The 19,886-nt window shown below is 63.5% G+C and carries 19 protein-coding genes and 3 tRNA genes; 8 read left to right on the forward strand and 14 right to left on the reverse strand.

The window, feature by feature from the left end; all coding sequences use genetic code 11:
• The first annotated feature begins 24 nt into the window (after nucleotides 1-24).
• The gene (gene coaBC / locus R2834_09530) at nucleotides 25-1,230 is read left to right on the forward strand and encodes a bifunctional phosphopantothenoylcysteine decarboxylase/phosphopantothenate--cysteine ligase CoaBC (protein ID MEZ4700558.1); all 1,206 of its coding nucleotides are present in this window, start codon (nucleotides 25-27) and stop codon (nucleotides 1,228-1,230) included.
• Here coaBC and R2834_09535 read toward each other — a convergent pair.
• Nucleotides 1,208-2,080 (reverse strand): sterol desaturase family protein, encoded by an 873-nt coding sequence (locus R2834_09535; GenBank protein ID MEZ4700559.1) that lies wholly within the window; start codon nucleotides 2,078-2,080, stop codon nucleotides 1,208-1,210. The two genes, coaBC and R2834_09535, sit on opposite strands and share 23 nt — an antisense overlap.
• A gap of 152 nt (nucleotides 2,081-2,232) precedes the next feature.
• Here R2834_09535 and R2834_09540 point away from each other — a divergent pair, with 152 nt between their 5' ends.
• Together R2834_09540 and dnaB are read left to right on the forward strand one after the other, a co-directional pair.
• Nucleotides 2,233-3,099, forward strand: coding sequence for a uracil-DNA glycosylase (locus R2834_09540; protein ID MEZ4700560.1), 867 nt, complete (start codon nucleotides 2,233-2,235; stop codon nucleotides 3,097-3,099).
• A gap of 97 nt (nucleotides 3,100-3,196) precedes the next feature.
• Nucleotides 3,197-4,762, forward strand: a complete 1,566-nt coding sequence (dnaB, locus tag R2834_09545; GenBank protein MEZ4700561.1) for a replicative DNA helicase — start codon at nucleotides 3,197-3,199, stop codon at nucleotides 4,760-4,762.
• A gap of 27 nt (nucleotides 4,763-4,789) precedes the next feature.
• Here dnaB and R2834_09550 read toward each other — a convergent pair whose 3' ends face one another.
• From R2834_09550 to R2834_09560, 3 genes are all read right to left on the reverse strand, one after another.
• Nucleotides 4,790-5,359 (reverse strand): hypothetical protein, encoded by a 570-nt coding sequence (locus tag R2834_09550; protein MEZ4700562.1) that lies wholly within the window; start codon nucleotides 5,357-5,359, stop codon nucleotides 4,790-4,792.
• Between the two features lie 89 nt (nucleotides 5,360-5,448).
• A complete protein-coding gene (locus R2834_09555) occupies nucleotides 5,449-7,803 on the reverse strand; it encodes a TonB-dependent receptor (protein MEZ4700563.1) in 2,355 nt (784 codons plus the stop codon).
• Nucleotides 7,804-7,914: 111 nt separating this feature from the next.
• Nucleotides 7,915-8,202, reverse strand: coding sequence for a hypothetical protein (locus R2834_09560; protein ID MEZ4700564.1), 288 nt, complete (start codon nucleotides 8,200-8,202; stop codon nucleotides 7,915-7,917).
• Between the two features lie 308 nt (nucleotides 8,203-8,510).
• On the opposite strand from R2834_09560, the gene R2834_09565 reads away from it, so the two are divergent.
• From R2834_09565 to R2834_09580, 4 genes are all read left to right on the forward strand, one after another.
• On the forward strand, nucleotides 8,511-9,074 hold the full coding sequence (locus R2834_09565) for an RNA polymerase sigma-70 factor (GenBank protein ID MEZ4700565.1): 564 nt from the start codon (nucleotides 8,511-8,513) through the stop codon (nucleotides 9,072-9,074).
• Between the two features lie 159 nt (nucleotides 9,075-9,233).
• A complete protein-coding gene (locus R2834_09570) occupies nucleotides 9,234-10,244 on the forward strand; it encodes a hypothetical protein (GenBank protein MEZ4700566.1) in 1,011 nt (336 codons plus the stop codon).
• A gap of 87 nt (nucleotides 10,245-10,331) precedes the next feature.
• Complete coding sequence (locus R2834_09575) at nucleotides 10,332-11,318, forward strand: FecR domain-containing protein (GenBank protein ID MEZ4700567.1); 987 nt, start codon at nucleotides 10,332-10,334, stop codon at nucleotides 11,316-11,318.
• Nucleotides 11,272-13,974, forward strand: coding sequence for a TonB-dependent receptor (locus tag R2834_09580; GenBank protein MEZ4700568.1), 2,703 nt, complete (start codon nucleotides 11,272-11,274; stop codon nucleotides 13,972-13,974). The genes R2834_09575 and R2834_09580 overlap by 47 nt, the downstream gene beginning before the upstream one ends.
• A 27-nt stretch (nucleotides 13,975-14,001) precedes the next feature.
• On the opposite strand, the gene R2834_09585 is transcribed toward R2834_09580, so the two are convergent.
• From R2834_09585 to R2834_09625, 9 genes are all read right to left on the reverse strand, one after another.
• Nucleotides 14,002-14,364 (reverse strand): hypothetical protein, encoded by a 363-nt coding sequence (locus R2834_09585; GenBank protein ID MEZ4700569.1) that lies wholly within the window; start codon nucleotides 14,362-14,364, stop codon nucleotides 14,002-14,004.
• Nucleotides 14,365-14,532: 168 nt separating this feature from the next.
• The gene (locus R2834_09590) at nucleotides 14,533-15,375 is read right to left on the reverse strand and encodes a hypothetical protein (protein MEZ4700570.1); all 843 of its coding nucleotides are present in this window, start codon (nucleotides 15,373-15,375) and stop codon (nucleotides 14,533-14,535) included.
• Between the two features lie 125 nt (nucleotides 15,376-15,500).
• Nucleotides 15,501-15,571: transfer RNA gene (locus R2834_09595), tRNA-Cys, on the reverse strand.
• A 51-nt stretch (nucleotides 15,572-15,622) separates the two neighbouring features.
• Nucleotides 15,623-15,699 (reverse strand) — tRNA-Arg (locus tag R2834_09600).
• 26 nt (nucleotides 15,700-15,725) lie between these two features.
• Nucleotides 15,726-15,799: transfer RNA gene (locus tag R2834_09605), tRNA-Pro, on the reverse strand.
• Between the two features lie 20 nt (nucleotides 15,800-15,819).
• Complete coding sequence (locus R2834_09610; GenBank protein ID MEZ4700571.1) at nucleotides 15,820-15,999, reverse strand: hypothetical protein; 180 nt, start codon at nucleotides 15,997-15,999, stop codon at nucleotides 15,820-15,822.
• A 110-nt stretch (nucleotides 16,000-16,109) separates the two neighbouring features.
• Nucleotides 16,110-16,280 carry a 50S ribosomal protein L33 gene (rpmG, locus tag R2834_09615; GenBank protein ID MEZ4700572.1) on the reverse strand — a complete coding sequence of 57 codons (171 nt, stop codon included), beginning with the start codon at nucleotides 16,278-16,280 and terminating at the stop codon, nucleotides 16,110-16,112.
• Nucleotides 16,281-16,330: 50 nt separating this feature from the next.
• Nucleotides 16,331-16,567: a 50S ribosomal protein L28 gene (gene rpmB / locus R2834_09620; GenBank protein ID MEZ4700573.1), complete on the reverse strand. Its 237-nt coding sequence runs from the start codon at nucleotides 16,565-16,567 to the stop codon at nucleotides 16,331-16,333.
• Between the two features lie 95 nt (nucleotides 16,568-16,662).
• Nucleotides 16,663-17,952: an FtsX-like permease family protein gene (locus R2834_09625; GenBank protein MEZ4700574.1), complete on the reverse strand. Its 1,290-nt coding sequence runs from the start codon at nucleotides 17,950-17,952 to the stop codon at nucleotides 16,663-16,665.
• A gap of 130 nt (nucleotides 17,953-18,082) precedes the next feature.
• On the opposite strand from R2834_09625, the gene R2834_09630 reads away from it, so the two are divergent.
• Nucleotides 18,083-18,775 (forward strand): hypothetical protein, encoded by a 693-nt coding sequence (locus R2834_09630; protein ID MEZ4700575.1) that lies wholly within the window; start codon nucleotides 18,083-18,085, stop codon nucleotides 18,773-18,775.
• 6 nt (nucleotides 18,776-18,781) lie between these two features.
• Here R2834_09630 and ychF read toward each other — a convergent pair whose 3' ends face one another.
• Entirely contained in the window at nucleotides 18,782-19,876 is a 1,095-nt protein-coding gene (gene ychF / locus R2834_09635; protein ID MEZ4700576.1) for a redox-regulated ATPase YchF, read from the reverse strand.
• Between the last annotated feature and the right edge of the window lie 10 nt (nucleotides 19,877-19,886).

The raw sequence follows: 19,886 nt of genomic DNA on the forward strand, positions 1-19,886 counted from the left end.
CGGCCTCGTCCGGCGTCCATCGCCATGAGCGCCTCCCTATCTCTCGAAGGCCGCAAGCTCATTCTGGGCGTTTGCGGCAGCATCGCCGCGTATAAAGCGGCCGAACTGACGCGGTTGCTGAAAAAAGCCGGCGCCGAGGTACAGGTGCTGATGACTGCCGGCGCCACACGGTTTATCGCCCCGCTCACCCTCGGCACCCTCTCCGGCCGCGACGTCCCCATCGAGATTTTCCCGGACACGCCGGCCATGGGCTGGACGCGTCACGTCGAACTCGGCCTCTGGGCCGACCTGTTTGTCGTCGCTCCCGCAACCGCGGACACCATCGCCAAACTCGCTCACGGCGCCTGTGATTCGATGCTGACCGCCACGGCGCTGTCGGCCCGCTGCCCCATCCTCGTGTGCCCCGCGATGGACCACGACATGTTCCTCCATCCGGCCACGACCGCCAACCTGGCCACGTTGCGGGACTACGGATACCGCATCATGCCGCCGGAGCACGGACCGCTCGCGAGCGGCCTCATCGGCCAGGGACGCCTGCCCGAGCCCGAACAGATCCTCAAACGCATCCTCGGCGAGCTGCAGCCGGCCTCGTTGCCCGACCTCGCCGGCAAACACGTGCTGGTCACCGCCGGTCCGACGCGCGAGGCCATCGATCCCGTCCGTTTTCTCTCCAACCACTCCACCGGCACGATGGGTTACGCGCTCGCCGATGCCGCCTCACGCGCCGGCGCGCGCGTGACGCTCGTGAGTGGCCCCACCGCCCTGCAACCACCGCACGGCGTCACCTTCGTGGGCGTCGAGTCGGCCGCCGAGATGGCGGATGCCGTGTTATCCCGCAGCGACGCCGACCTCGTCATCATGGCCGCGGCCGTGGCAGACTACACGCCGGCGGAACGCTCCGACACCAAAGTAAAAAAGGCGGACGGCGACCTCTCCATCGCACTTCGCCGCACCATCGATATTCTGGCCACGCTGGGCGCGCAGAAAAGACCCGACCAGATCCTGGTGGGCTTTGCGCTGGAGACCGACCACGGCATCGAGCACGCCCAGGGCAAACTCGCGCGCAAAAACCTCGACTGGATCGTGCTCAACGACATGACCGAGCCCGGCGCCGGCTTCGGAACGGGCACGAACAAAGTGACGCTGCTCGCCCGCGATGGCCGGCAGGAAGCCCTCCCGCTCATGCCGAAACCTCAGGTCGCGGCCGCTATCCTTCGGCGGATCGCCTGACGGACCGATCTTCCTCGGCCCCTTCCGATCTCGGGATCGACAGAAAAGGCGTCCTGACCATCCCCCCAACGGTCTGGTAGCGTTCGTCATCCATTTCATCCAACCCGATCCGCAGGGTTGAGAGATCCTTTCTGATCCGGAAAGACCGCCCGAGGCGGTCCCAGATGGAGAACAGCGAGCTGTAGTTGGAGTCCGTTTCAGGCTGCCAGCGGGAATGGTGCACCTTGTGCATCGCCGGCGTCACGATCACCGTGCGCAGGGCGCGATCGAGCCGATCGGGGAAAAAGATGTTGGCGTGCTGCGTCTGAACCACCGCGAACATCAGCGTCTCATACACCAGCAGCTCCCACAGATGCGCGCCGGCCAGGATCAGCACCGGCACGCGCAAGAGCGACGACAGCACGATCTCGCCCAGGTGAAAACGACTGGCGGTGGTGACATCCATGTGCGGATCCGCATGATGCACCCGATGAAAACGCCACAGGAACGGAACGACATGATTGACGCGGTGCCACACATACATCCAGGCATCGATCAACAGCATCGCCCCGACCGCGTGGGCCCAGCCCGGGATGCCGAAACGCGCGCTCAGCTGGTTCATGATGCCGAACTGGTTGGCTTCCGCCCAGGCGGTCGCCAGGAACCAGAGCCACACGAAGCCCAGCGACACGACGAGACCGTTCAGGGCGCCGAGGAGCAGATTGCGTACGGCATGCCGGCCGCGCGACCCCGGTTCGCCCCGGAAAAAGTCGTAGAACGGATGCGCGTGTTCCAGCAGCGCGAGGATCACCAGGCCGGCGATCATGGCGAGGGTTTGCCCCTGCTGGAGCATCCGAATGTAGGGATCCATAATGACCAGGGAGGAGTGTGTCGGTGAGATCAAAAATACATCGTGCGCCCGCATCCGGGTAAGCGAGGCAGCGTCGCGTTTCCTATCTTGACGGCAGCCCGGGGGCTGTTCAACCACGCTTTTCCGCTCATCGCTCAGACCGGTATACGATCATGGAGGATCCTCGCTCCCTGCTCAAGCAGGCCATCGCGTTCGAGCTGGCGCTGCAAGGGCCCTACGTGCCGATCGAGCCCGCGAAACCGGAAGAGCGGGCTGCCGCCGTTGCGGATGAAACGCCCCCCCTCGCAATCACGCCGGTCGATCCGGCCCCTCTCCCCCCACCATCACCGATTGACACCCCGCAACGGCCCATGACCGAACCCCACGCTGGAGCCCCCGAGACCCCGCCCCGAGCACAGGATGGCTCGCCCTACAAACGCATTGAAGCCCTGATCGCACCGACTTCACCGCTCCATGCGATGACGACGCTGGATGAAGTGCGGGATTACGTCGCCTCCACCGTGCTCATCCCGCTGGATACGACGCGCATCAACCCGGTATTCGGCGTGGGCAATCCGCATGCGGATCTGATGGTCATCGGGGAAGCTCCGGGCGCCGATGAAGACCAGAAGGGGGAGCCGTTTGTAGGCCGCGCCGGCCAGCTCCTGACGAAGATCCTGGAAGCCATCCATTTCACGCGGGATGACGTGTACATCGCCAACATCCTCAAAAGCCGGCCACCCAACAACCGCGATCCACTGCCCGATGAAGTGGCCGCGCACATCCCGATCCTGTACAAACAGATTGCCCTCATCCAACCCAAATTGATCCTGTGCGTGGGCAAGACGGCCGGCAATAACCTGCTCGAAAAACAGGTCACCCTCGCTTCGCTGCGTGGCAAATTCAACGATTTTCATGGCATCCCGACGATGGTCACCTACCATCCCGCCGCCCTGCTCCGAAACCCGCAATGGAAGCGCCCGACCTGGGAGGACGTCCAGATGCTGCGCGATAAATACGACGAACTAACCGCACCCTGAGCGCGTAGCAGACGGACCTTAGCTGCTATGGCGCTGCGGCTCCGCCGAACCGGCGCGACCGCGATGTGGGTATCGAACCAGGAATCCGTACCGCTGCATGTCCGACTACGACGACCCGAATCCGCCCCGATTCAACATTTCGGAAGACGGGGCCAGCTATCCACTGGACAAGATGACGCAGCGCGAGCGCTCGCCGCGCGCGGCCGGGAAGCGCATGGTCGAACAGGGCGGGCGGATGCCGCCGCAGGCTACCGAGGTGGAAAAGTCGGTCCTGGGCGCCATGCTGATCGAGCGCGACGCGATCCCGCGCGCCATCGAAATCCTGCCGCCGGACACCTTCTATCTGACGCGGCATCAGATCATCTACCACGGTGTGCTGGCGCTCTTCGAACGCGGCAACCCGGTCGACATCATCACCCTGACGGAAGAACTGCGCCGGCGCGGCCAGCTTGAGGAAATCGGGGGCTCCTATTACCTGACCGAGCTGACGACACACGTCGACACGGCCGCCAACGTCGAATACCACGCCCGGATCATCGCCGAGAAATCGCTGCTCCGGAAGATGATCGAGACGATGACGGGCTTGATCGGGCAGGCCTACGAACCCAGCACGGACGCCTTCGAGCTGCTCGACTCCAGCGAGCGCGAGATCTTCAGGATCTCCGACAACCAGTTGCGCCGCTCGGCGACCTCGATGAACGAGGTGCTGAAAGGCACGCTGGCCTCGCTGGAAGCCGTCCATGGCCGCGAGGGCGGCATCACCGGGGTGCCGAGCGGCTTCACGCGGCTGGACGACATGACCGGTGGATGGCAAAAAACCGACCTCATCATCCTGGCCGCACGCCCGTCGATGGGGAAGACGGCATTCAGCCTGGCCGTGGCCCGCAATGCGGCGCTGCACCCGGAGAGTCCCGCCGGCGTCGCCATCTTTTCGCTGGAAATGGGCGCCCAGCAGCTGGCGCAGCGTCTGCTGACGTCCGAGGCCCGCGTCGATGCGCAGGCGGCCCGAACCGGCCGGCTCCGCGACGAGGACTGGCCCCGGCTCGCGCGCGCCGCCGGCAAGCTGTCGGCGGCCCCGATTTATATCGACGACACGCCGGGCCTGAGCGTGCTGGAACTGCGCGCCAAGTGCCGGCGGCTCAAGGCCGAACACAATATCGGGCTCGTGATCGTCGACTACCTCCAGCTCATGCACGGCAGCGGTGGCGGCAAAAACGCGAACCGCGAACAGGAAATCGCGCAGATATCGCGCTCGCTCAAGTCGCTCGCCAAAGAACTCGACGTGCCCGTCATCGCCCTGTCGCAGCTCAGCCGCGCGGTCGAAACCCGCGGCGGCGACAAACGGCCGCAGTTGTCCGACCTGCGCGAATCCGGCTCCATCGAACAGGATGCCGACCTCGTCGCGTTTATCTACCGCGCGGAACGCTACGGCATCACGGTGGACGAAAACGGCAATTCAACCGAAGGCATCGGCGAAATCATCATTGCCAAGCAACGCAACGGTCCGATCGGAGACGTTCAGCTCGCGTTCGTGAACCAGTACGCGCGCTTCGAAAACCTGACCGGCTACATCCAGGAGCAGAGCGGCTCGTACGACTTCGGCGGAGACCGGGGCGGGCCGCCGGCGATTCCCCTTCCGCCAGGCGGCGACGCCCCGTTCTAAGCGGCACACCAGACCGTTTTCCGGCGATCAGGGAACGATCGACACCGGGAAATCGATGTCGACATCCGTCTCGTCACTCCGGCCGGTCCCGTCTTTAGGCGACGCGTCGTAGTGGCTCAGGGCTACATTGAACGTGCCCGTCGCCGCGCCGCCATCGCTCACCGCCAGCGTGAAAGCCAGACCGATGGGCAGGTTGTTGGCATCCTGATCGGTGATCGTCACAGTGATGCGATCCGCTATGCCGCCCTCGGCCTGATACCAGAACTGGTGCTCTTCCGCCTCGGCCTGCACCTCCGCGGTGATATCCTCATCGTTCACACCGTCGTAGAGGACGATCGTGCCGGTATACGTTTCGCCGGCGGTGAGCTGGATCGCGTCGATGGTCAGATTGGCGCCATCCCCGTCCGGGTCGTCCGCCTGCACGACGACGGCAGAGCCGCCACTCATGGGCGTGAGCGTCAGCCGCACCTGGGTGATGAACTCCGTCTCGCCGGCGGAGGGATCGGGCTCCTCCGAGTCGCAACCGGAGAGAAAAGGAATCGCCGCCACGAGGGCCAGCGATGAAACGATACGAAGGGTGTTCGGTAGGTTGTTCATGGTTTCCTGGGTTGGGTTGGGTTGAACATGACCCGGCCCCGGCGTTGCCGCGCCGGATGCCCGGGTTTCCTGGACGTCCGATGGGCGCTTCACGGACGTGGAGCGCCTATCGGCACACTCAATCGAAGCACGAAGCTTCTTCCGGGGTCGTCGATGAAATAGCGAAAGCGGCTGAGGTAGTCGCGATAGGCGGTGTTCAGCACATTCTCGATGGAGGCATGGACGTGGATCGGCGTCCCGCCGAGAACCAGGTTCGCAGCGAACGCCCCGTTCAGGAGGCGGTAGCCCGGAGGCGGATCGGTATAGTCCGCGCCGGCGGGGAAGCGGGATTGACGGGCTACGAGGAGCGCTTCGAATTCGAGATGAGGGTCCTGGAGGGCCTTGATGTCCGGCAGATTGACATGAGCGACGAGGCGGAGCCGGTCCGCCGGCATCTGGAAGAGGGGCTCATTCGACTCCAGGTTGTCGCCGCGCACCAGGGAGGCAACCGCGCCGACCGTCAGGGCGGGAATGACGTCGTATTCCACCGATCCGTCGACCCCCGCGAGCTGGGCGTCCGCCTGGGCGTAGCGGAAGGTGGGGAAAGTCCCGCGAATCGTGACCCGGGGTACAGGGTCCGGGAAGAGGTAGATGAACCCGTCGAACCTGGTCTGGTAGGCGCTCAGTTCGAGACGCGTACGCGCGCCGGTGTGTCGGAGGGTGGCGTCCAGCCCGAAGCTGCGCTCTCGACCGAGCGACGGATCGCCGATTTCGAACTGAGCGGTCCCATGATGCACGCCAAAGTTGTAGTGCTCGTTGACGCTCGGCGGCCTCCATGCGGTACCCAGGTTCGTCGCGAGCGACCACGACGGGGCGAACTCCCAGATGGCGCCAAGCATGCCCGAGGGGCTGCCAAAGGTCTGGATGCGCGGCACGAAGTCGCCGGTGCCCCCGTTTTCACGGGGCCACGCGCGCACCCAGTGGAGATCGAAGCGGGCGCCGGCCTCGAGCTGGAGCGGGCCTCTGACCAGCGTTTCCCGCGCAAAAAAGCCGCCGCCGTACGAACGAAAATTCGGGATGAGAAATCCCGTGCGTCCGTTCGTATTTCGCTGGCTCGTGCCATTGACGCCGATCACCCCGAAAACCTGACCCAGGGGCCTGTGATGGAATCGGGCCTCGATGCTGTGCGAGACCAGCGACAGCTCGAACGCCGGCCGGGCCGCGTCATCCGGATCGTCGAGGCCCCCCCGATGCGCATCGAACTCCTGCCGGCGATTTTTCTGCACCCCGTACTGAACCTCGAGGCGTCCTCCCGTCGACAGCCGGTACTGGCCCCGCAGCGTCGCCATGTCGTGCGCGATCCGCTGTTTCGGCAGACCGATCTCATAGCTGAAAGGCGCGTAGGTGGCCGGCTCGCCCCGCTCGATCGCACGCAGCAGGTCCTCCATGTTGCCGATGTGGGCGCCGCTGTAAATCCCCAGTTCGGTTCCGAAATGGCTCAGGTGGCTCAGCCAGTTCCACGATCCGCGTCGGAATCCGAGAGTCAGCGCTCCGTTGGCTTCCCTGAACGCGGAGTTCGGTATCACGTAGCCGGGTGCGTGGGCGTCGCCGGCTTTCCGGTAACTCCCCTGCGCCCGCCATCCGAAACCCGGCAAACGATCGGACACGCCCTCGAGGTACACTGCGCCGGCTCCCTGCCGGTTGTTCGAAAATCCGTTGCCCGAAAATTGCCCACGCACGGGCGTGCCCGGGACGTAGGGCAGTTCGAGCGGTTCGAGCCGAATGACGCCCCCGATGGCGCCGACCCCGTACTCGACGCCGGCTACTCCTTTGATCACCTCGATACGGACGGGCGAGAAGGGGTCGATTTCCGGCGCATGCTCGCCTCCCCACTGCTGCCCCTCCTGGGCGACGCCGGCGTTGAGCACGAGCACACGCTGGCTGTGGAGGCCGCGCACGACCGGCTTGGAAAGGGACGGACCGGTCTGCAAACTGGCCAGCCCTGGCAGGTGCTCGAGCGTTTCTCCCAGGGTCTGGCCCCGCGCATCCTCCAGCGCCGCCGCGTCGAGCATGGCCACCGATCGGGTATCGACGGTCAGCTGCTCCTGCCGATCCGCCGACACCAGCACTTCGCCGGTCGATACCCGATCCGGCTCCAGCGACATGTCGAGGGTAAGATCCTCCTCCAGAAGACGGACACGGCGCGTCTCTGTTCGAAATCCGACATAACTGAACACGATGTCGTACGTCCCCGCCGGCAACCGGGCGATACGATAGCGCCCATCGGCATCGGTTATCGCGCCGCGCTCCAGGGACTCGATATAGACGTTGACGCCGGGCAGCGGGCCGGCATCGGATGCGCGCACGACCCCTTCAACAGATTGTGCCGCACTGGTGGCGACGATCAGATGTAGCGCGACAAGAAGCGACGGAAGGGACTTCCGCCTCATAGAAGTAGACAGCATGGTCAAGCTCGATTGACTGCAGGGCGTCCTTCAGACGACGCCATCGCGACGCGGGGCGTCGCCGCTAGCATCCGTTGCGCATCGGCGGAGAGCCGGCGGAACGGGTATCAGTCAACCGAGAGCGGGCGGACCACGGATGTCCCACCGCCGGGCAACGAGCTGCCTGTCGAGCTGGACATCGGGGATGACCAACGAGCGGGTGTCGAGCCATACCGGCACGTCATCCGCGAGCATCCCGACATGCACGGAGAGTTGCGTACAGAAGATGCAGGGCCGCTCCGGTGCATGCGGGCGGTTGCATTCGATATCAAAATTGACCTGATCGGACGAGCTGTGACGTTCGAACGAGACGTATTCGTTCGCCGCTTCGTGCAACAGGTTGTGTACCGTAGGCGCCAAGATACTCCCCGTGATCAGGACGGAGAGCAGCAAACTCGCGATATGTCGGGGACGTATGCGCATGCCGGAGCGGTTCGAAACGGTACGGATGGGGTAAGAACCATGTCTTGCCTGTTCAGTTTCACCCTTCGGGGCCGACCGCGGGTACTCCTTCAGGCAAAATGCGCATGTATACCCGGAGTGCCCGCGTTGGAAGACGCCGGCGCGCGGGTTGCGGCATGGAGGTTGCAACGCCCGCCAGGCACCACCTGCCCCGCAGACCTACTGACCGACCCGTTACCGTGTTGCCTACCCTGTCTGTTGTCACTTTGCTCGTTTTCCTCGCGGTCCACGTCACGCAGACGCTGGAAGACATCGAGCTTGCGCGGCGCATCAAGCGAGGCGATCACGGCGCCTTCAAGCATTTCTTCGACCGGTATCACGGCGTGCTGTTTGGCTACCTGCGCCGGCGCGGCATGGACGAAGAAACCGCCGCCGACATCGTGCAGAACGCCTTTGTCATGATCTGGGAAAAGCGGGACCAGATCGACGAAAACAAATCGATCCGCGCATTTCTCTTCCGGATCGGCTACACACGGGCGCTCAACCACTTCCGCGATACGGCGAAATTCGACCGCCAGGCGACGCTGGAGACGCACGCGACACCGGAGATTCCGGATACCGATCACGACTTCCAATCCATGCGGGAGACACTGGGTCAGGCGATCGCGGCCCTCCCGGAGCGCCGGCGCGCCGTGTTCGAACTCTGCTTTCTCGAAGACCTCACCTACAGGGAAACCGCCGAGATGCTCGGGATCAGCATCAAGACGGTGGAAAACCAGATGGCCTACGCCCTCAAAAGCATCCGCGTGGCCATGGCCCAGTACCGGTAGGGCTACCACCGCGTGCATAGCGGACCCTAGCCTTTCGTCCCCTCCTCGTTGCACCCCGCGCATATGCTCTTGGGGGTGCCCATTTCCTTCGGTGTACTGCTGTTGAACGACGTGCCCCACCGCTCATCTCCTGACTTACCCATAATCAAACAACCTGTCATGAAACGCACGAACATAAAAGGCGCGTACCTCCTTTCAGCGCTGATCGTCTTCGCCCTGTCTGGCTGCGACGTGCTCAACAACAACGAACCGGAAGTGGTGGCCATGACCGCCGAGGACCTCGAACTCGCTTCCGAACTGATGGCCGAATCGCTCGCCGACCAGAGCGAAGGCCTCATGGCCGACCTGAACGACATGACGGCGAACGTTGAAAACCAGCGCATCGCCTACTCGGGCCGGAATTTCTGGAATAACCCGTCGCTTCGTCCCTGCCGCGGCGTCAACCGCGACTATTCGCGCAGCTACGATCCGGCGACCGGTACCTTCACGATCGCCTACAGCCGCCAGCACGAGGCGGAAAACTGCTCCAAGTCGGTGGATGTGAATCTCCAGTACGTCTTCATGGACTCCGCCGGCGCTTTTGTCGCTGAACCCATCGCGGCGCGCCGCTCCATCGCGGAAATCGCGTTCGAAGGCACCCGCAGCGGCACCGCGGCCTACACCTTCGGCAACGGCGACACGCGCACGGCCGGCATGGAGCAGGTCGCGCAGTGGAACCTGGCCGGACTCAACGGCACGGCCGACGTCGCCACCCTTTCCGGCACGCAGACCAAGGAAGGGACCTTCACCAAGACCCAGGGAGACTCCCTCAGCATCGAAGGCTCCTATACCCTCTCCATGGAGACGGTGGACGTCACCATCTCGCAGGCCGCTACCGACAGCACGGGTTCCGATGATGAGCTCGAGACCAAGGTCACGGGCACCATTCAGTATACGATGACGTTAACGGAAACCATCAACGGCGAGACCACCCTCAAGGAGACCGAAGGTACCATCGATCTCGAAGGCGACGGCCATGCGCTGCTCCGCTTCCTGGGTCTCAACCGGATCTACCGCGTCAATCTCCGCGACGGCGAACGCGAGCGCCACGATAACCGCGGCGACGACAACGACCGTGAGAACGAGGGCGAAAACGGCGGTTCGAACGATGGCGGCCGCAACGACGGCTGATAGACTGCACGCACAACCACCGTCCGGCCGGCGTGCCGGGCGGTGGCTGATGCCCTGATCGAAGCGCATGACCTGGCCAGTAGTACGATGAGTGATCTGCCACTACCCGAAAACGACCGCGATCTGCAGGCTGCACGTCAGCTCGGAAAACGCCTTGAGGAAGGCGCGACCGACGGCGCCCTCGATTCGCTTTTCGAGGTGCTCGATGCCCACAAGGAGGCGCATCGAGCGGTCCAGGCAGACGCCCTCCCGACCCCCGAGATCTCCGCGCGGATGTGGCAGGCGATCGTCGAACAGGTTACCGCTACCCCGAGCGCGACAGCGCGCCCTCCCGTCCCGCGCCAGCGCCTGCGCAGCACCTTCACACGCGTATCCATCCTGGCCAGCTTCCTTGCGGTGGTGGCGCTGGGGTGGCTGATCCTGACCCGCTCCAACGCCCCCGAACTCCTGGCCGAAGCCGTATCCGACCCCGTGGTCTATACGACGACCGAAGGATCGATCATCACCCTGCGGCCCCATTCGAAACTGTTCCTCCTCGCCGCGCTGGAATCGGAACAGCGCTATCAGCTCGACGGCGAAGCGTATTTCGATGTCGTGCGCGACGAATCCCGCACGTTCAACGTCGCCTCCGGCAACGCGCTCGTTTCGGTTCTGGGCACGCAGTTTGTCGTCAGAAATTGGGGCGACGACGTCGAAGTATTCCTCAAGACCGGCAGCGTGTCGCTACGCCACGCCTCCTCGAGCAGCGCCGTCGTGCTGAAACCGGGTGAACTTGGACGCGTCAATAGGCAAGGTGCTGAAATCGCTACCGCAAGCGGCTCGGAAGAAGAAGCGCTCGACTGGATTGACGACGAATTGCGTTTCGTACAGCAGCCGATTTCGCGCGTCGTGGATGAACTCGCATTTCACTTCGGTATCGTCATTGAATTCCCACAGGACAGGCTCGCAGAAACGATATCCGGGACGATCATTCTGGATTCGCCTCGCAGCGCGCTGGACCAGCTCGGCATCGCGACGAACAGCGCCGGTGTCCAGACCGGCTCCAGGACGTACCGGTTCGAAACGCGCCGCTGAGCGATCCCGTCTCGTTCGGGTCGCGCTCTTCCTGACGCTACTCGCTTCGCCGGCCGGCATCCGGCCTGCTGAAGCCCAGACCTACACCTACACGAACGCCCCGCTCAAGGACGTCATCGCCGACATCCAGAACCGGGGCGATTTTCGTTTTCTCTACCGCGACGCGCTCATCGTCGACAAGCGGATCACGCTCCGCGCCGACGCCGAACACCTGGTCGCCGCCCTGGAATCCGCGTTGAGCCGCTACGAGGTCGGGCTCCGCTACGATCCGATCCATCGTCAGATTCTGCTGTTCGAGACCACGGCCGCGGCGCCGGCCCGTCCTTCGCTCCTCAGCGGCCAGGTGATCGATGCCCAGAGCGGGGGCCGCCTCCCGTACGCGAGCATCACCTGGCTGCAAGACGGCCGCGTGCGCGGCGTCACCACCAACGAGGCCGGCGTGTTCACGATTCGGGTGGATCAGGGATTTGCCGCGATGCCGGTCGTCGATCTGCGGATTTCGTATATCGGTTACGAGCCCGCCACGCTGCGTCTGGTTGCCGACGCCTATCCGGAGGAGATATCGGTGCGCCTGCGCCCGGAGCCCATCCGGGGCCAGGAAGTGCTGGTGAGCAGTTCGATCCTGGAGACCGACCTGGACACCACCTGGCTCTATCTGATATCGGACCAGTTCTCCCCCCTCAGTGAAAGCAGCGTCTTGCGGGGTCTGCAGCCCCTTCCTATGGTGGCCGTTTCGCCGGCCATGACCGAAGGCATCAACGTGCGCGGCAGCAAGGCGGATGGATTCCAGGTGTTGCTGGACGGCGCCTCCATCTACAATCAGAATCACTTCTTCGGCTTTTTCGACGTCTTCAATACCGACGCGCTACAGACGGTAGGCTTCTACTACGACATCGCGCCGGCAAGCTACTTCGCGCCACCCGGGGGAACGATGTCCTTCATAACCCGCAGCGGGTCTCTGAACCGCATGCGCGGATCGCTCGGAGCGAGCAGCACCGCCGTGCGCGGTACGCTCGAGGGCCCCATCGGCGCGGGCTCGTCCAGCTGGCTGGTTTCGGGGCGCCACTCGTACATCGACACCGTCGACTGGCTCAACAACAACGATCTCGTCCTGATCGGGCTGGACGTCAACCGCTCGAAGAGCGCGCTGCCGGAAGCGTACGCCGGCGTGGAGAACCGGCTGGTAACCCCCGGGCCGGCGGCGGCGCGCTTTTACGATGTCCACGCCAAACTGTACAACGAAGGGGCGAACGGCCGCCGGCGTATGGCCACGCTCTACTTCGGCGGCAACAATACGTTGCTCAAGGCGGATCGCATCTTCTCGGAGCGCGACCCCGAGACCAACGTCCTCCAGACGCAGACGCGCCCGGTCGAGACCCGAAATACGTGGGGGAATGAGGCGGTCAGCATCCAGTTTCACCGCCCGGTCGGCCGCCGCGCCTATCTGCAATCGCGCGCGGCCGGCAGCCACTACCGGAGCGTCTTCTCTAAAGACGATTTTGTCTTCACCCGCATCAACGGCCAGACCGGGCAGCCCCGCAATTTCATCTTCCCGTTCAACTACGAAAACGAGTTGTTCGACGTGCAGTGGGCCGAAAACCTGACGATCACGCCGCGATACCCGGGCCGGTGGAGCCTCGGCACGGCCGCCAACTACTACGCGCTTTTCTACCACGAAAACTCGGCCAGCCGGCCCGAATTCCGGGAAGACTATTTCGCCATGCAGGCCGACGCGTTCGCCCAGTATGAGACGACGGACTTCGAGTTTTTCGACGCGAGCATCGGCCTCCGTTCCCACTATTTTACCCAGGGCCATGCGTTCAAGCTATCGCCGAGGGCCCAGGTGACGCTGCTGCCCGGCAAAGCCGTATCCTTCAAGCTCGGGTTCAGCAAGAACTACCAGTTCCTGCATCATCTGTACCTGCAGAACACCAACAGCGCCAGCGTGTGGATCATGACCACCGGGGCATCGAAACCGAGCGAGGTAAACAACCTTACCGCCGGCATGTACATCAAGCCCGGTCGGAGCGCCGCCTTCCAGGTTGAAGCCTATACCCGGGACCACGCCAACCTGCGCCGGCATGAAATCAACGCGCCGGCGGGTGTGACGACCGCCAACGACAACCGGTTTGTGCCCTGGTTCTCCGACAACCGCGCCTTCGCCCGCGGCATCGAAACCATGTACCGCCAGCGGATCGGCCCGGTCAGCTGGACAAACAGCTATACGCTCTCCCGTGTCGAGATCCAGAACGGACGGGTAAATCGGGGCGAACGCTTTCCGGCCGAATGGGACCGGCGCCATCAGTTCTCCACGCATCTCGCCATCCCGGTCGTGGCGTCGACCACGGTCTTCGCCACCTGGTATTATGCGACCGGAACGCCGAACATCCTGGCCTATGACGATGCGGCCGAGCGGGCCTATCTGCCCGACTATCACCGGCTCGACGCCGGCATCCGCTTTTCGACGCCCGTCCGCACCGCGCGCATCGAAGCGGGGATCTCCGTCTACAATGCCTACAACCGCAAGAATATCTGGTACCGGGATCCGATCCAGGTTTACAGCCAGGAGCGGCCTGCGCAGGGGTTTTCTTTTGTCAACGTAGACGTGTACGACCTGGGGCTGCAGCCGGCGTTCGACCTGTCCATATCATGGTAGACGCCGGGGCCGCGGAGGCCGGCGCGATCAGCGTTTTTGCTGGGATTCAGGGGCGATGCGGTAAAACCGTCCGGAAAAGCTGTTTTCCCACTCCTCTTTCATCTTCCGGTGGTGGTAGTTCTTCACCCACTCCGTCGTGAGCAGGAAGGCGCAATGCGGGCACTCGAAGTAGGTCTGATCCGGGGCGTCGAAATGCAGATGGCAATTCGGGCAGGGGATATCGTGCCGCAGTTCGTCCTTGTGCTGCTTCCAGTACCGATCGAGCGCTTCCTGCGCGGCAGTCCGATAGCGGCGTTCCGCCGCCCGGCCGATAAACTCGACGACCAGATAGAGCGTCGCGAAAAACGCGAGCACGATGAGGGTTATGCCGACAAATCCCCAGGCTGTCATTGTAAATCGGTCAGGTCCATGGCGTCGGGCGCTGCGCGCGCGCATGCAGCCCTAGATAAGCGTAACGTTATCAGGGTACGCGCAGTAAAGCAACCCGTTTCGGCCCGTCGGTACGGCTCTTTCTGATAAAATCACATTCGTCACGGGATCAGGCCGGCAAGTCCTTGTTCATGCGGGCGAGGAGGAGGTGCTCGCGAGCGCCGGTCTGCCGGCCGGCATGGCGCGCGGTTCGTTGAGCAGGGGGTGGAGGGAGAGCGAATCGACGCTGAACACGAGGTCGAGCAGCCATCCGGGATAGGGCACGGGCGCGGGGTACGCGTGCGCGGCGCGGCGATGGCCTTGAGGAATCGCTGTAAAGGATGTCCACCCCGTATGGAGGGCCGCCCATCCCTCAACTTCGTGTGGCAGCCCCGCCAGGAGCCGCTCGAACGTCCCCGAGGCGGCTTCCGGCGCGAACACCGCCGGGCACAACGCGCCGGCAAACGAAAGGGCTACCCGCCCTCGATCGCTATCGATGCGCGCCGACGCGATGGCGGGCGCGGCGTCGTCCCAGGCCGGTACGATATCGCTCAGGGCAGACAGCTTCCAGACGGCGACGAACCGGCTCTGTTCGAGCTCACCGGCGAGCCACGGCAGCACCGCCTGTTCGATGCGCTCCCGCCAGCGATTCAGGGGAATGGGCAGCAGCGGCATCCAGCACGTCGGGGAGGACGGCGAAAACGGGATCGGGTGATGGAGCACCTGCGGGAAAAAGCCGGCCCGGTGCAGGGTCTGCGTCGCGGGCTCCTGGGGCGACGAGGTGCCGGCGAGCAGCGCGCAGAGGGCGCCTTCCAGACGCAACCGGTCGATAAGCCCGGCGAGGGCCGCGATGCCGGCGGGCTCCACCGCCACCAGCGCTGAAAAATCAAAGCTGAAACGATCCGACCGGATCTCGAGGCGATCGGAAAGGACCTGCCCGACCACGCTGTAGATGGTGCGGGCACTGAGGTAGGAGGGAAGGACGACGCGCATGAACCGGTCCGGTTGAACGAGAGAAGGGATTCATCCTTACTAGACACGTTCACGCCGGCCGGCGTACCCTGCAACAGCGCGGGCAGCGCACAAAAAAAGGGGCATCGTATGGATGCCCCTTCGGGAGGTGACGGGCGGATTCGAACCGCCGTAGAAGGTTTTGCAGACCTTTGCCTAGCCCCTCGGCCACGTCACCGTAGGTTACCTTGAGCTCGATTATGTGCGTTGGAGCCTGCCGGGACCAACCTGGCACGCCCGGCAGGGCTCGAACCTGCAACCTGCGGATTAGAAGTCCGCTGCTCTATCCAGTTGAGCTACGGGCGCAAGGGTTCAAACGAAACAAAGCAATGTCGGGGCGGCAGGATTCGAACCTGCGACCCTCTGCTCCCAAAGCAGATGCGCTACCGGGCTGCGCCACGCCCCGAACGGCGAACCGGACGAACGTTAGATGTTTGCCTTCGCCGCGCTGAGTTCGTTCTGAAGATCATCCAGGTTGATCATCTTCTGAACAAAGCGGTACTGGCCATTATCCTTCTTGTCGGCAGAAACGATCTTGGCCATCTTGATCACGTTCTTGTTCTTGCCGCGGTCCGTTCTCTGGTTCTTACTGACTTTCTTAGCCATAGCGTCACCTCGTGAAGCTGCTAGAACGCAAGAGCCGGCAGAAGCGAGACGCTTTGCCGGATGCGCAGGTTAATCGGTACTGAAGCAAGGTCCGGCAAACGCCGGCCCGCTTATTTGATTTCCTTGTGGATGGTGTACTTGCGAAGCGTCGGATTGTACTTCTTCAACTCCATGCGACCGGGCGTATTGCGACGGTTCTTGATGGTGGAGTAGCGAGAGGTGCCGGGCGCTTCGGTGCACTCCAAGATCACCTTGATCCGGTTTTCTTTTCCTTTTGCCATTTCAGTATAGCAGAGCTAACAGGTAAAGTTAGGCGTGGACGTACCGGCGATCAAACGCGGACGCCTTGCGCGCGCGCTTCCTTCAGCACCGCGGCAATGCCATTCTTGTTGATCGTCTTGATCGTCTGAGCCGAGACCCGGAGCGTTATCCAACGCTTTTCCTCGGGAATGTAAAACCGCTTTTTCTGCAAGTTCACGTTAAAACGCCGGCGAACCTTGTTGTTCGCGTGCGAAACGTGATTTCCCGTCATCGGGCCTTTTCCGGTGATCTGGTCTTTCCGTGCCATGGTCTGGCCTTCTGAGCACTGTGTGAGTATATCGGACAGAAGGGCTTAAAATATGCACCCTGTGGAAAAGTTTCGGCTTTGCTGAACCTTTGCGATTAATCGCCGATTCGAACCGCGTCCGCCGGCTCGATCGAGGCCGCGCGCACCGAGGGGTAGATGGCGGCGGCGATACACAGCCCCAGCGCCACCACCACGATGAGCCCGATATCGAACCCGCGGATCGCGATGGGATACGCGTCCAGGATGAACGATTCGGCCTCGGCCATGGGCACGATATCGAAATAGAGCTGGGCCAGCGCGAGCCCAAGCCCGAACACCAGCCCGACGCCCGTGCCGATCGCTCCGATCAGGGCCCCTTCCAGAAGGAAAATGCGCAACACGTTCCGCGCTGACACCCCCATGGCCTTGAGGACGCCGATGTCGTGGCGTTTTTCGATCACCACCATGGTCAGCGAGCCCACGATGTTGAAGGCGGCCACGATGACGATGAGGAACAGCACGAGGGAGGCGCCCCACTTCTCCAGTTCCATCACCTCGTACAGCGATTTTTTGAGGTCGTACCAGGTCATCACCTCGACGCGCGACGTATCGAGGCGGGCGATCAGCTGTTCCTTGACCTCCGCCGCGCGGTCGAGGTCGTCCAGGCGCAGTTCGATGCCCGAGACGGTGCCGTTCATCCTGAACAGGCGCTGCGCCTCGGCGAGGCCGATGAAGACGTGGGTTTCATCGTACACCGGTTCCATTTCATAAAGTCCGCGCACCTCGAACGGGCTGAACGGCATGGCGCCCAGAAGTTGCGTCATCATCCGCTCGATGCCGGAGGCGGTGAGCAGATACACGCTGGTGCCGCGTTCGTCGCCGCTGGACGGCAAGCCTTCCGCCTTCGCCGGCGGGTAGGCGTTGAGCGCCTGCCCGAGATTCCTCCCCAGCACGATGCCGGCGCGGCCCGCGCGGCGTTCCAGATCGAACGTACCCAGGGTCGTCTTCTCGACGACGTCGGAGACCTTGCCGGCCGATTCCGTGTCCATCCCGCGAACGATCACGACGCGGTTCATCTCGCCGATGCCGTCGATCACGAGCAGCGCCTTGCCCTGCACGTAGGCCGCGGCGGACTCCACGTGCGGCACGGTCAGCGCCACATCCATCAGCGAGTCGGGAACGAGCGATTCAGCCGAATCCGTCGCCACGATGCGCACATGCGGGTCGAGCCCGACGAGGAGGCCGCGCACCACGTCCGAAAAACCGTTCATCACGGAGAGGACGATGATGAGCGCCGCCACGCCCAGCGCGACACCGAACACGGAAATGCCGGTGATGATCGAAATGAGGGTGATGCGCCGCGGACTGAACAGGTAGCGACGCGCGATGAGCAGGCGGTAATCCAAGACGTCGTACGGTGGCCGGCGCGGGTAGAAGCATCGAGGCTGCATGGGGCAGCCGCCGGCGGCTGTGCCGGCGCTGGATACAGAACAAAGCTCACCGCCTCAAGTTCTCAGCAGACGCATCTGCCACGCCATGACCCGTTTCGCCCCATACCTCCTCGCCGCCTCGTTCTGGCTCGTCGGCGACATCCGCGCCCAGGACGCCGGCGACGCCGACTCTCTGGCCTACCGGTATGGCTCCGGGGCCGGCTTCGAGGTGCTCATCACGAACAGCGGCTTCGGGCTCGGGGCCTATGTCAACGGGGCCGTGGGATCCCGCACCTCGCTGGCGCTCGAAATGAACATTGGGTCCGAAAAGAGCGAGCGCGAAGTCCGTTTCCTGGGCGTCGGGCAGAACTTCATCCCGGACAAAGCCAACTACTTCCTCCGCGTGCCGGTCCGCCTCGGCATCCAGCGGCGCCTCTGGAAGGAGTACATCGAAGACAATTTCAGGCCCTACGCGCAGCTCGCCCTGGGCCCGACGCTGGGGTGGGAGTATCCCTATTTCGATGACGACAACGAGAACGGCACGTACGACGAAGGGGAGCGCCGATACGAAGGGTTCGGGTCGTTGCTCAAAGGCAACGTGCGGTTTGGATTCGGGGGCATGATCGGGCTCGGGGCGCACTTCGGAGAGAACCGGCGCGTCTCGCAGGGCATGCGGATCGGCTACAGCTTCAACTACTTCTTCGACCCCATCCAGCTGCTCGAGATCGACGACGCCACGCCGCCGGCGCGGTTCTTCGGCACCCCGTCGATCAGCATCACGTTCGGGCGCCTGTTCTGAAGCGGGTCAGACGTTGAATCGGAAAAGCATCACGTCGCCGTCGTCGACCACATACTCCTTGCCTTCCGACCGCATGAGGCCGGCCTCGCGCGCTGCCGATTCCGAACCGAGGGACACGTAGTCGGCATACTTGATGGTCTCCGCCCGGATAAAGCCGCGCTCGAAATCGGTGTGGATGACGCCGGCGGCTTGCGGTGCGCGGGTGCCCACCGGGATCGTCCAGGCGCGGGCTTCCTTGGGGCCGGCGGTGAAGTAGGTGATCAGGCCGAGGAGTGCGTAGGCGGCGTGGACGAGGCGATCCAGGCCGGCTTCCTCCAGCCCCATGTCGCTGAGAAACGCGCCGCGCTCCGCCGGATCCAGCTCGCCGAGCTGCGCCTCGAGTTCGGCGCAAACCACGATGACGCCGGCCTTTTCGGTCTCCGCGATACCCCGCAGGGCATCCACGTACGCGTTTCCATCCGGCAGGTCGTCTTCCTTCACGTTGCCGACGAACAGGATGGGCTTGTTGGTGAGGAGGAAGAGGGATTTCATCCACTCCTGCTCTTCTTTTTTCACCTCGAAGCTGCGCGCCGGCAGCGGCGTCTCGAGGTGGGTCATGAGCCGCTCGTAGAAGCCGAGTTCGGCCAGAGCCTTTTTGTCGCCCGTCTTCCCCATCTTGCGCGTGCGGTCGATCCGCTTTTCCATCGCCTCCATATCCTTCAGGAGGAGTTCGGTATGGATGATCTCCACGTCGCGCGCGGGGTCGACGCTGCCTTCGACGTGCGTCACGTTTTCATCGTCGAAGCAGCGAACGACGTGCACGATGGCGTCTACCTCGCGGATGTGCGCCAGGAACTGATTGCCCAGGCCTTCGCCCTTGGAGGCGCCGGCGACGAGGCCGGCGATATCCACGAATTCGATCGCCGCGGGGATGATCTTCGCCGATCCGGCGACTTCGGCCAGCCGGGTCAACCGCATGTCCGGCACCGCCACGACGCCGACGTTGGGTTCGATGGTGCAGAACGGGTAGTTGGCCGACTCGGCGCCGGCATTGCTCAGCGCGTTGAACAGGGTGGATTTACCGACATTCGGAAGACCGACGATGCCGCAGCGAAGAGCCATGTACGTGCAC

It is taken from the genome of Rhodothermales bacterium (assembly GCA_041391505.1).
Taxonomy (GTDB): domain Bacteria; phylum Bacteroidota; class Rhodothermia; order Rhodothermales; family JAHQVL01; genus JAWKNW01.

Bases quoted from the DNA above. Each gene is read 5' to 3' on its own strand.
- rpmG (MEZ4700572.1), bottom strand. From the start codon at position 16,280: ATGGCAAAAGGAAAAGAAAACCGGATCAAGGTGATCTTGGAGTGCACC.
- R2834_09610 (MEZ4700571.1), bottom strand. From the start codon at position 15,999: ATGGCTAAGAAAGTCAGTAAGAACCAGAGAACGGACCGCGGCAAGAAC.
- R2834_09630 (MEZ4700575.1), top strand. From the start codon at position 18,083: ATGACCCGTTTCGCCCCATACCTCCTCGCCGCCTCGTTCTGGCTCGTC.
- dnaB (MEZ4700561.1), top strand. From the start codon at position 3,197: ATGTCCGACTACGACGACCCGAATCCGCCCCGATTCAACATTTCGGAA.
- R2834_09535 (MEZ4700559.1), bottom strand. From the start codon at position 2,080: ATGGATCCCTACATTCGGATGCTCCAGCAGGGGCAAACCCTCGCCATG.
- rpmB (MEZ4700573.1), bottom strand. From the start codon at position 16,567: ATGGCACGGAAAGACCAGATCACCGGAAAAGGCCCGATGACGGGAAAT.
- coaBC (MEZ4700558.1), top strand. From the start codon at position 25: ATGAGCGCCTCCCTATCTCTCGAAGGCCGCAAGCTCATTCTGGGCGTT.
- R2834_09575 (MEZ4700567.1), top strand. From the start codon at position 10,332: ATGAGTGATCTGCCACTACCCGAAAACGACCGCGATCTGCAGGCTGCA.
- R2834_09550 (MEZ4700562.1), bottom strand. From the start codon at position 5,359: ATGAACAACCTACCGAACACCCTTCGTATCGTTTCATCGCTGGCCCTC.
- R2834_09570 (MEZ4700566.1), top strand. From the start codon at position 9,234: ATGAAACGCACGAACATAAAAGGCGCGTACCTCCTTTCAGCGCTGATC.
- R2834_09590 (MEZ4700570.1), bottom strand. From the start codon at position 15,375: ATGCGCGTCGTCCTTCCCTCCTACCTCAGTGCCCGCACCATCTACAGC.
- R2834_09540 (MEZ4700560.1), top strand. From the start codon at position 2,233: ATGGAGGATCCTCGCTCCCTGCTCAAGCAGGCCATCGCGTTCGAGCTG.
- R2834_09585 (MEZ4700569.1), bottom strand. From the start codon at position 14,364: ATGACAGCCTGGGGATTTGTCGGCATAACCCTCATCGTGCTCGCGTTT.
- R2834_09555 (MEZ4700563.1), bottom strand. From the start codon at position 7,803: ATGCTGTCTACTTCTATGAGGCGGAAGTCCCTTCCGTCGCTTCTTGTC.
- ychF (MEZ4700576.1), bottom strand. From the start codon at position 19,876: ATGGCTCTTCGCTGCGGCATCGTCGGTCTTCCGAATGTCGGTAAATCC.